Below are 10,377 nucleotides of genomic sequence, written 5' to 3' on the forward strand. Positions count from 1 at the left end.
GATCAGGGTTTTCCAGTTGTCCCACTCGGCACTGTCGCCGGCTCTACGGAGGGCGGAGTCGGGGCCGAGGACGAGGTCGGTGTCGGCGATGGGGCGCGGGTGGAGTTGGGGATGGGAGTAGAGAAGGTGGAGGTGGGCGGGGGCGACGGGATGTCGGAGGCGCCCGGCGGGGCTTCGCCGATGGGCTCGGGGCTGGTGGGCTCTGGTGTCGGCGCCGACGGGTTCGCCGAGTCGGGCGGAGTGGACGGAGCGGGCGGGGTCGAAGGGCTGGTCGCGGGAGGCGGGGCGAGCGGGGGCGTCGGGGACGCGGGAGCGTCGGAGGTCCTCAGCAGCGGCAGGGCGACGAGGGCGGCGACCGCGCACGACAGGCCGGCCCCGGCCGCGGCGCGGAGCAGTCGGCGGCGGGCCGCGCCGCGGCGGATCGCCTCGTAGCGGCCGGGGGGCGGGGCGAGGTGGTCGGAGGGAGGCCGGAGGATCACCGCGAGGGGGTCGTCGGGGCCGGACTCCGGGCCGCCGTCGTCAAAGCGTGTGGTCAAGGCTTCTCCTCAGGTGGGCGCGGAGCAGTTCTCGGGCCGCGTGGAGGTCGGCCTTGACGGTTCCTTCCTTGCGCCCGGTCAGCGCGGACACCTCCCGGATCGGCATGTCGGCGTAGTAGTGCAGCAGGATCGGTACGCGTAATCGTTCCGGCAGCGACTGCACGAGCAGCCGGACCGTGGGATCGGCCTGCTCGGTCTGCGGGCGGACGGCGGCTTCGACGGTGGCCCGGCGCACGGCTCTTCGCTCGCGCTCCAGTTTGCGCCAGTGGTCCCGGACGAGGTTGGCCGCGGTGACGTAGAGGAAGCCGCGGGGCTCCTCCACGGACGTCCAGCGGGCCCAGAGCCGGGTGAACGCCTCGGAGGCGATCTCGTGGGCCGTCTCGTCGTCGTCGACGAGCCGGCGGCACCAGCCGGCGAGACGTGGGTAGAGGGCGGCGAACAGTTCGGACGCTGCCTTGTCGCGGGACCGTTTCAACGCTCTCCATCGTCGTGAGGGCACTCGTACGGAAAGAGCCCGGGCCGACGGCGTACGTTCCATCGGCCCGGGATCCGCCATGAGCGGGCCGGAGTGGTGGGGTCAGGGGCTCGCGGAGCTCAGCGTGGCGAAGACGATCACGTTGTCGCGGTACCAGTCGCCGCTACGGGGGCCACCGCAGGTGATGAGCCGCAGCTCCGGCCGGTCCACGTCCCCGTAGACGTCGTCCGCGGGGAAGTCGGCCTTGGCGATGGTCCGTACGGTGGTGACGGCGAAGCCCGCTGCCGTGCCGTTCTCCAGGCGCGCCACGATCTGCTCGCCCCGCCGCAACCGTGCAAGGTGACGGAAGACCCCGTCCCCGTACTCGCCGACCGTGACATGGCCGACGATCACCGACGGGCCGACCTGGCCCGGCGTCGGCGAGTGCCGGTACCAGCCCGCCCGGTCGTCTGCCGTGATCGGCGGCACCTGCATGCTGCCGTCCGAGGCCAGCCCCAGCCGCATGACCGGGGTGTCGACCTCGATGGCCGGGATCTGCAACCGGACCGGCACCGAACGGCCAAGGGGGCGGGCCGCCTTCGCCTTCGCGGAGGAGGGCGAAGGTGAAGGCGTGCTCCTGGGGCGCTCGGTCGTGGCCTGGCCGTCGGCTCCGTTGCCGCTGCAGCCCACGAGCAACGAGCCCAGCCCCGCCGTGACGACCGCACGCCTGGACGGCAGGGTCATGCCCCGGTCGCCCGCCGACGCCGTACGACGAAGAACACCGCGCCGCCCACGGCGAAGGCCGCCGCGGCGCCCCCGCCGATCAGCCCGCCCTCGGCCCCGGACTGCCCGGACTCGGCCGCCCCGGTGTCGGGAGCCCCTTCCGGTACGACGGAGACCTGACCCGATTCCGGCACCGAGGGCGGTTCGGTGACCGGAACGGGGGTCTCCGCGTTGGCCGGGCTCGAGGGCACCGGACTCAGGGCCGTGGTCTCCGGTTCGGCGGGAACCGGGCTCGGGACAGCGGAGGCCGGGGCGGAGGGAACCGGGCTCGGGGTCGCCCCGTCGGCGAACGCGGGCACGGCACTCGCCAGCACGGCCGTGCACGCAAGTGCCATGGCGCTGAGGACGGTTCGGCGCATGAATCGCTCTCTTTCGTAGCTCCGCCCACCCACGGATTCAGCGGGCGTGTCGCGGATCGAGCGGAGAGACGAGACAGCGAGGAAGCGGGTTGCAAAGAACAGGCAAAGACGTTCGGAGAGCTACTCAGGCAACCTGAGGGCGTCGGCTCTCCAGCCGCATGTGCAGCTCCTCCTCCTGGTCCCCGGACGCCGTACTGACCTCATGCACGGAGAACAGCGAATCCAGGGTGGACCGGAAGCGGTCGATCGCCCAGTAGCCGCCCTGGACGTCGGCCGTCACGGACGCCGTGAGGTGGGCCGGGTGAGCGGAGCGGGCGCCCTCGTGCATGTCGGCGACGTCGAACGTGCCGAGCCACACCGTCGGGCGCGTCGTCGAGAGCTCCTGGGGTACGTCCTCGGCGCACCGGTCGGAGCTGAAGCAGGCGCACAGGGTGTCGAACACGACGCGGGCGTCTTCCTTGCTGCATCCGCTGAGTTCCACGGAGACGGTTTCCGGGTGCGGTCGTTCCTTGTCCATCGTGATCGCTCCTCTCGTCACCGCGCTGCGGTACCTCGGGGCAGCCCGGCGAAACCACGCCACACTCCCCAGAAAAGCACCATCTGGGAGGTTGAGCACCCGGCGGCTGCAAGCGAACTGCAACCGGCCCGCATCACCATGTGTACTGCTATGGACGGCATTGCGGAAAACCCGGCGCAGGACGCGGCACGGCTGCTCGACGCCCAGACTCCGGGATGGGAACGCGGCCTCAGCGCGCTCAACTTCGAGCTGCTGCGCAAGGCCCTGCGCCGCTGGGCGGCGGATCCCGACCTCGAGACGTTCGATGTGTGCTGGGGGCGGTTGTACGGGGTGGCGAGGGCCGCGCTGTACGGACAACTGGCGTACGTACTCGGCAACATGACCTCCAGCCAGATCAGCATCGAGTTCTGCCGCCGCATCCTCGCGCACGAACCGGGACCGTCCGCCGAGGACCGGGACGGGTACCGACGGCTGATCACCACGCTGGAACCCGCGCTGAGGGCCCACAGGCTGACCGTGCCCTCACGGCAGAGCCCGCCGGGGCCCTCCTCCGCCTCGCTCCGCCCGGCGCCGCCCACGGCGCGCTCCGTCCGAGTGTTTCGCCCCACAGGTGCGGCACACCCGTCGCTGGCGCTCGTACGCAGGGCCGTGCTGAGCCTGGCCCACGGCGACCGGACAGCCGCCGCCGGCATCCTGCGCCCCCTGCTGGACGACCCGGACCTGGCGGGCGACGGCATCGGCAACGCCGTACGGCTGGTGGCCGCCGCGGTGGAGCCGGACGACGCGGCGGTCGTACGGGCGGCACGGGAGCTGCTGAACCGGCACCGGCACCGTTGGACGGAGTACTCGCCGGTGGGTGCGGAGCTGGTGCTCGCCGCCGCGGCCCGGACCGATCTCAAGCTGTTCGAGGAGCTGGTGGCCGCGGGCGAACGGAGGTCCAGCCTCCCGACCTGGCCCGATCGGGCAACCCTCCGCCGCCTGTGGGCCCGGCCCCTCCGCGCACGCCTGGAGGAGGCGCTGCGCCGCGCGTCCGAAGGCGATACGGCCGGGGCCCTGGACGCCCTCGACGCGCTGCACCGGCTGCGGGACGGCTGGCCCGCGCCCCAGGACGAACCGACCGCCGCGCTGGAGGAGTTCGCCGACCGGCTCCGGTCCCATCTGACCGAGCGGCTGGCGGCAGAGGCGTACGCCCGGCTCGAAAGGGACGGCGAGATCCACCCCTGGTCGGCCGAGTCCGTACGGCTCTGGGAGCGCATCGCCTCGCCGACTCACAGCCACCATCTCGCGATCGCCCACCACGCGCGGGCGTACGAGTTGCAGGGGACCGCACAGGCCGGAATGCAGGCTGCCACCGAGACACGTAACGAGTGGACGGAGGCCTTACGCCACTGGGCCGTCGTGCACGGCGACGACGCGTACTGGCGCGACCTGCACCGCCGCCTGGAGGCGGCGACCGGCAGCAGTGTGCCGGTCGCCGTCGTCGACGCGGTGCGCGAGCGGCTGCCCCGGGGCCTGCTCGAACCGCACATCGCCCTCGCGGCGCGGATGCACGCCACCGATCCGCTGCGCGCCCGGGACCACCTCGCCCTCGTCACCTCCTCCGGCTTCCCCGAACAGGACATCGCCGCCGCCCGCCGGGCGCTCGTCCGCGAGGCCGTCGACGCCGCACTGGCCGCCGTACAGCAGCAGGAGTACGAGGCCGCCTCGGCCGGACTTCAGCCCTGGCTGCAGCTCGACCCCGACAACCCGGATCTGCTCCGCACCGCGCTCATCGTGGCGCGCCACCAGGTGGAGACCGGATGGTTCGACGCCGGGCGCCGACACGAGATGGTCGCGCTGCTCACCAAGGTGGAGGGGTTCGCGGAAAGTCTCGGCTCACAGGCCGCACGGGAGGATCGTGAACTGGCCGGGGAACTCGCGCGGTTGGCGTTCTGGCGCGCCGTGGAAACGCATCAGCGCCTCGCTGGCGCCTCCGGCTCGGAACTCCTGGTCCTGGTGAGGCAGATCAGCGCTCTCGCCGAGAAGGTGGTCGAGCTCGATCCCAATGTTCCGCTCGCGGGGGTGTACCGGGAGCTGGAAAGCTTGGCGCCGCCCATGCACGCGCTCGCCGCCCGCCTCACGGCCGCGATGTGGGGCGGCGACAGTGCCGTACGCCGCTATATCGAACTTGCCGCCGCGAGGGACCACTTGGGACCCGTGACGAAATGCCATCTGGTGGCAGCGCTGCTCGATCTGGACCTGCCTGAACGCGAGGACCGGACGCGGGCATGGAGGCTCCTCATGGAAGTGCGCGAGGACCCCTCGGACGAGGCCCGGCAGTGCCGCGACGAGGTCGCGAGATTCGGCCGCATTCTGGTGTCCCGGATCCTGGCCGTGGGCCAGCGGCTGCCGGGAGAGCCCCCGCTCGAGTGGCTCGCCCTGCGGAGACTTTGAAGCAGGCCGGTTTGGAGCAGCCCGTTCAAGCAGACCCGTTGCAGCCCGTCGGAGCCCGTCGAAGCAGAGCGGAGGACCCACGTGTCGTACGGCGATCACGACAATCCCTGGCAGTGGCGGGACGGGCACAACCCGTACTACCGCACGCCGCTGCAGATACTCGGCCTCGACCCCGACCGGACCGGGCGGGCGGCCGTACGGGCCGCGGCCCGGCGCAGGCGCCTGCGCGTCGAGCGCGGCGCGGACCGCTTCCCGGTGTTCGGCCGCCCGCTGGAGATCGCGGAGGTCAACGCGGCCGAGGAGGAGCTGCTCACCGCCACCGGCCGCCTGCTCGCCGAGCTGCGCACGCACCGGCCCGTACGCCACCAGGAGGCCGACCTGCGGGCTCAACTCGACGAGCTGGCGGCCGAGTTCGCCCGGCTTCCCGAGCCGGAGCTCCCCGAGCCGCGTGTGGTCGCCCGGCCGGAGGCGCTGCTGGGGTGGCTGCCCCGCAGGCCCGGTGAGTCCCGGTGAATCCGTCGGAGCCGCCGGAGCCGTCGGACCGCCGACGAAGGCCGTGGCCGAGTCCGCGGACCAGGCCCGTGGCCGCATCGCGCAGCGCCTCGGCCGGACCACGCGGGCCGCGGCTCTCTCGTACGGAGCCCCGGAGGCGTACGGACTCGACGGACCGTACGGACTCCGTGGACGCGCCGGACGTGCCCCGCACCGCACCGGCCCATCGATGGAGGCGGCCCCTGCGGCTGCGTACCCGCCCCATGGCCGCCTCCGTCAGGACGCGGATCACCGAGCGGCCACGCCCCGTGCCGGACGGGTCGCCGCCGCTGCCGCAACGTCTCGTTCATCAGCTGCTGGCCGACGCGGAGCGCGACCGCGGCGTACTGCGTGAGCAGGCCCGCGCGAGAGCGGCCGAGGACCGTGAGCGGTACGCCCGCCTCGCCGCGGACGTCGCGAGCGCCCTGCACGAACTGCGCGGCTTCCTCGCCGCGGCGCCATCCGCCCACGTCTCCGACCGCGACCCCGATGGCCGCGACCCCGATGGCCGTGACGAGGTCCTCGCCGCCGTCGCCCGGCGTTTCGCGTCCGCGCTCGCACAGGCGGGCGTACACCTGGACGACCCTCTCGGCCGCCCGTACGCGGAGGTCGCCCCGTACGTCGACGTGGGGCACGCCCCGGCGGCCCAGGAGGCGTCCGAGCTGGTGATCGGCAGGACGGTGCGGCCGGGGGTGCGCCTGCACGACGGCACATGGATACGCCGGGCACAGGTGCTGCTGGAGCCCGGGGAACAGCCTCGGGAAAAGCGGGACAAGGGGGAACGCACATGAGCCTCATCGTGGGCATCGACCTGGGGACCACCAACAGCTGTCTGGCGCTGCCCGCCGACGCGCCGGTCCCCCGCAAGGAGCAGCTCATCGCGGACGGACGGCTGCGTCCGGTGGGTGACGCCCTGCTGGTCGTCCCGCCGGACGGATCGCCGACCGTGCCGTCCGCGGTGTGGGTCGGCCCGGACGGTGCTGTACAGGTCGGGCTGCTGGCCAAGCACCGGGCGCGGATGCAGGGGGCGCCGCCCGCCATGTTCTTCAAGCGGAGCATGGGCACGGACCAGCGGTTCACGGCAGGGCACGCCGAGCTGACCCCGCTCGAGGCCTCCACCGAAGTGCTGCGGCACCTCAAGAGGACCGCCGAGGACGTGCTGGGCGTGCCGGTGGAGCGGGCGGTGGTCACGGTGCCCGCCTTCTTCGAAACCCGTTCGAAGAACGACACGACCAAGGCCGGTGCCGCGGCGGGCCTGGAGGTCGTGGAAACCCTCATCGAGCCGGTCGCGGCGGCCCTCGCGCACGCCGGGGAGCACCTGGGAGACGACCCCCGCACCTTCCTCGTGTACGACCTCGGCGGCGGCACCTTCGACACCTCCGTCGTGACCTGGGACCCCGAGGAGGGGTTCGAGCACCGCGCCTTCGGCGGCGACCGCTATCTGGGCGGCTACGACTTCGACCGGGCGATCGTCCACTGGATGGACGGCAGGCTTCCGGCGTACGACCTGAAGTTCGACCCCGACCGGCCCGCCGACGCCCGCTCGTACGCCGCTCTGCTCTTCCTCGCTGAGGAGTGCAAGCAGGAACTGTCCCGGATGCCCGTGACCGAGATCGTCAGCCAGCACGGCGAGGACCGTACTGGCACCCCGATGAACCTCCATCTGCCCATGCTGCGCACCGAGTTCGAGGAACTGATCCGCCCGTCGCTGGAGGCCACCGTCGGCCACTGCGAGCGCACTCTGCGGCAGGCGGGCATCACCGCCGATGCCGACGCCGATGGCACGAACAACACGGCCGACATCGACGAGATCGTCATGGTCGGCGGCTCCTCCCGTATTCCGCTGGTGGCCCGGCTGTTGGAGGAGCGCTTCGGCCGCACGCCCGTGCTGCTCCACCCGGACCTCGCCATCGCCGCCGGTGCCGCGCTGAAGGCGGCTGCCGCGGCGCAGCGCGGGGTGCATCTGGAACTCGACCGGCCCGAGGCGATCGGCGGCTTCGCCGACATCGCGGGGCGGGTCCTCGCGGGCGGCGCGATCCCCGAACCGCTCGGCACACCCGTCCTGCTGGTCTCGGACGACGGAGTGCACCGCGCCGAGGAGCTGGCGGGCGCGGACGGTTCCTTCGTCTTCCCGGACGTACCGCTTCAGGAGGGCCGCGAGAACGGCTTCACCGTGCGGGTCATGCGCGACGGCCGGGAGGCCGAGGCGCGGCACGTCACCGTCGCGGCCGGGGCGCCCGCCGCCGCGCCGGTCTCGGGCGATGTGCTGGCCCACGACTTCTCCGTACAACTGGCCACCGGACTGCATCGCATCGTGGCCTCGGGAGTACGGCTTCCGCACCGCACGGGCTTCCGCCTGCAGACCGCCAGCCAGGGCAGGCGGCTGTCCATCCAGCTCTACGAGGGGCTGATGCCGATCGGCGCGGTGGAGATCGACGACGTACCGGCCGGGCTGCCCGTCGGCACCGATGTGGAGGTGGGCGTCACCTTCGAGGCAGGCTGGACCATCGCCGCCGAGGTCGCGATCCCCGAGATCGGCGCCCGGGCGACCGCGTCCATCGACATTCCGCTGCGTACGATCCCGGCCTGGGACGAGCTGCGCCAGGCCCACCGGGACGCCAAGGGGGCGTGGGCGGAGTTGTACGGCGAGCTGCCGCCCGCCGAGGCCGACGAGGCGGCGACCGCCGTGAACCGGCTGCTCGCCGAGACCGACGGCCTGTTCGCCGAGGGCCAGGACCGGGCGAAGGCCCACTACAAGCTGATGGAGACCGAGACCCTGCTCCAGGGTATGGCGGAGCAGCGACAGTGGGCGCAGACGCTGCATCCACCGCTGCACGAGTTCGAGGCCCAGCTCGCCGACAGCCGCTCGCTTGCCGAGGAACTGGCCCGCGTCGATCCCGCCAGGAGCGCGCGCTACGGGACCGAGCTGACCGAACTGGAGGCCGCGGGCCGCGCCGCGTACGCCGACCTGAACCGCTACGACTGGCACCAGGCATGCACCCGCCTGGACGACCTGCTGCACGGCATCCAACGGGACCTGTACGGGCCTCTCCCGGGCCAGAGCCTCGACGACTGGACGGTCCGCGAGCTGGCGGCCGCCTTCCGCGAGGAACTGGAGGACCTCAGGCGTACGGTCCTTGCCGCCGACCGGGACTCGGACCAACGTCACCGGGCCGAGGCCGAGGGCTTCCTGAACCGGATCGACACGACCGAGCGTGAAGTGGGCGCGACAGCGGCGCAGTTCGCGGACGATGACGAACTCAAGCGCCGGCTCATCGGGATCTTCACCAGCCGGATCAAGCCGCTGCGGGTCCAGATCGAGAGCTGGCTGCGCGGGCTGCGCAGCAGCGAGGGCATCCAGGTGGTGCTGCCGCGCAGCCGTACGGCCGGGCAGGGGGAGTGATGCCGAGATGCTGAGCTGCCCCATGTGCCGCAAGGCGCTGCCGGGTACGCCGACCCGCTGTTACGCCTGCCGGGGCGACCTGAGCGCCCTCCGCCACCTCCGCGATCTGGCCGACCAGCACTTCAACGACGCGGTGCGTGCCGCCCGTACGCAGCGGTGGGACCTGGCAGCCGAACTCCTCGCCGTCGCCCTGGTGTTGAACCCCGCCGACGAGGAGGCGCGCGGGCTGCTGCGGAAGGTACGCCTCCACCAGAAACGGGTGCGGAAGGGGGCACGGAACGGGGCATTCCGACGTTGAATGCTCAAGGACGGCCAGGGCGGCGCATATCGAGGGGGGCGATGTGTGTGATGTGGTTCGAGATCCTGGGTCCGCTCGGGGTGCGGGGCCCCGACGGGCTCGTAGCACTCGGCACTCCGAAGAACCGTGCCGTCCTCGCGGTGCTGCTGGCCCGCCGGCAGCGGCCGATGTCCGCCGCCGCGCTGGCCGACGCGGTGTGGAGCGGGCGGATCCCCAAGAACGGGCCGAAGAACATCCAGGTCAACGTGCACCGGCTGAGGCGCGCCCTCGGCGGCGGCGACCGCATTCGCTTCGCCGACGGCGGCTACCAACTCGTCCTCGCGGACGACCAACTCGACGCCTGGCACGCCCAGTCACTCGCCCGCCGAGCCGAACTCGCCCACTCCGGCGAGGAGGCCGGCCGGCTGCTGCGCGAGGCGCTCGCGCTGTGGCGGGGCGACCCCTACGTGGGTTACGAGGACCTGGCACCGGTCCGCCCCGAGGCCGAGCGCCTGACGGAGTTACGCATGGCCCTGCTCGAACGCCGCATAGACGCCGACCTGACGACAGGCCGCCACACCGACCTGATAGCCGAACTCTCGGCCCTGACCACCGAACACCCCCTGCGCGAACGCTTCCACGCCCGTCTCATGCTCGCCCTCTACCGTTCCGGCCGCCGAGCCGACGCCCTGGCCAGATACCACCAGGCCCGCCACACCCTGATCACCGAAATCGGCCTGGGCCCCGGCCCAGAACTCCGCTCCCTGGAACAACGCATCCTCACAGCGGACCCGTCCCTACTGCACCCACCCCCGGCCTGCACCTGCACCAACACACGCGTACGGACACCCGAGCCCAGGGCCGCACAACCCTCTGCCCCCGGCCCTGAGCGCGCGCCCCTCCACCTGGTCCCGACGCCACCCCGGCCGACCTCCCAGGTCTCCGCCCCTCTACTCCCCGCCCCACTGACACCAGCCCAACTGCCCCCGGGCCGCGACCGTGCCGACGACCCCGACACCGCCCAGCCCTCCCCCGCCGAGCCTCCGCCCGCGCACCTTGAGCCGGGCCCAGCCCCACCACGACC

11 protein-coding genes are annotated in these 10,377 nt (G+C 72.6%); 6 read left to right on the forward strand and 5 right to left on the reverse strand.

The annotated features are described in order from the left end of the window. Nucleotides 1-2: 2 nt before the first annotated feature. The 5 genes from ACYVO6_RS31115 to ACYVO6_RS31135 form a co-directional block, all read right to left on the reverse strand. A complete protein-coding gene (locus ACYVO6_RS31115; RefSeq protein ID WP_461067002.1) occupies nt 3-536 on the reverse strand; it encodes a hypothetical protein in 534 nt (177 codons plus the stop codon). Next, nucleotides 520-1,011 (reverse strand): RNA polymerase sigma factor, encoded by a 492-nt coding sequence (locus tag ACYVO6_RS31120; protein ID WP_461067004.1) that lies wholly within the window; start codon nt 1,009-1,011, stop codon nt 520-522. Before ACYVO6_RS31120 ends, ACYVO6_RS31115 begins: the two co-directional genes overlap by 17 nt. A 102-nt stretch (nt 1,012-1,113) precedes the next feature. Next, nucleotides 1,114-1,734: a class F sortase gene (locus ACYVO6_RS31125; RefSeq protein WP_461067006.1), complete on the reverse strand. Its 621-nt coding sequence runs from the start codon at nt 1,732-1,734 to the stop codon at nt 1,114-1,116. Then, on the reverse strand, nt 1,731-2,132 hold the full coding sequence (locus ACYVO6_RS31130; RefSeq protein ID WP_461067008.1) for a sortase-dependent protein: 402 nt from the start codon (nt 2,130-2,132) through the stop codon (nt 1,731-1,733). Before ACYVO6_RS31130 ends, ACYVO6_RS31125 begins: the two co-directional genes overlap by 4 nt. A gap of 124 nt (nt 2,133-2,256) precedes the next feature. Beyond that, a complete protein-coding gene (locus ACYVO6_RS31135; RefSeq protein ID WP_461067010.1) occupies nt 2,257-2,649 on the reverse strand; it encodes a hypothetical protein in 393 nt (130 codons plus the stop codon). A 150-nt stretch (nt 2,650-2,799) separates the two neighbouring features. Here ACYVO6_RS31135 and ACYVO6_RS31140 point away from each other — a divergent pair, with 150 nt between their 5' ends. The 6 genes from ACYVO6_RS31140 to ACYVO6_RS31165 all read left to right on the forward strand — a co-directional run. Further along, nucleotides 2,800-5,082, forward strand: a complete 2,283-nt coding sequence (locus ACYVO6_RS31140; RefSeq protein ID WP_461067012.1) for a hypothetical protein — start codon at nt 2,800-2,802, stop codon at nt 5,080-5,082. Nucleotides 5,083-5,163: 81 nt separating this feature from the next. Next, on the forward strand, nt 5,164-5,595 hold the full coding sequence (locus tag ACYVO6_RS31145; protein ID WP_461067014.1) for a hypothetical protein: 432 nt from the start codon (nt 5,164-5,166) through the stop codon (nt 5,593-5,595). 68 nt (nt 5,596-5,663) lie between these two features. Beyond that, the gene (locus ACYVO6_RS31150) at nt 5,664-6,404 is read left to right on the forward strand and encodes a hypothetical protein (RefSeq protein ID WP_461067016.1); all 741 of its coding nucleotides are present in this window, start codon (nt 5,664-5,666) and stop codon (nt 6,402-6,404) included. Next, the gene (locus tag ACYVO6_RS31155) at nt 6,401-9,016 is read left to right on the forward strand and encodes an Hsp70 family protein (RefSeq protein WP_461067018.1); all 2,616 of its coding nucleotides are present in this window, start codon (nt 6,401-6,403) and stop codon (nt 9,014-9,016) included. Before ACYVO6_RS31150 ends, ACYVO6_RS31155 begins: the two co-directional genes overlap by 4 nt. Before the next feature lie 7 nt (nt 9,017-9,023). Continuing rightward, on the forward strand, nt 9,024-9,314 hold the full coding sequence (locus tag ACYVO6_RS31160; protein ID WP_461067020.1) for a hypothetical protein: 291 nt from the start codon (nt 9,024-9,026) through the stop codon (nt 9,312-9,314). A gap of 50 nt (nt 9,315-9,364) precedes the next feature. Then, nucleotides 9,365-10,377 (forward strand): AfsR/SARP family transcriptional regulator (locus tag ACYVO6_RS31165; protein WP_461067022.1); only part of this gene is annotated, 1,013 nt, incomplete at its 3' end.

This window comes from Streptomyces pseudoechinosporeus, assembly GCF_054783935.1.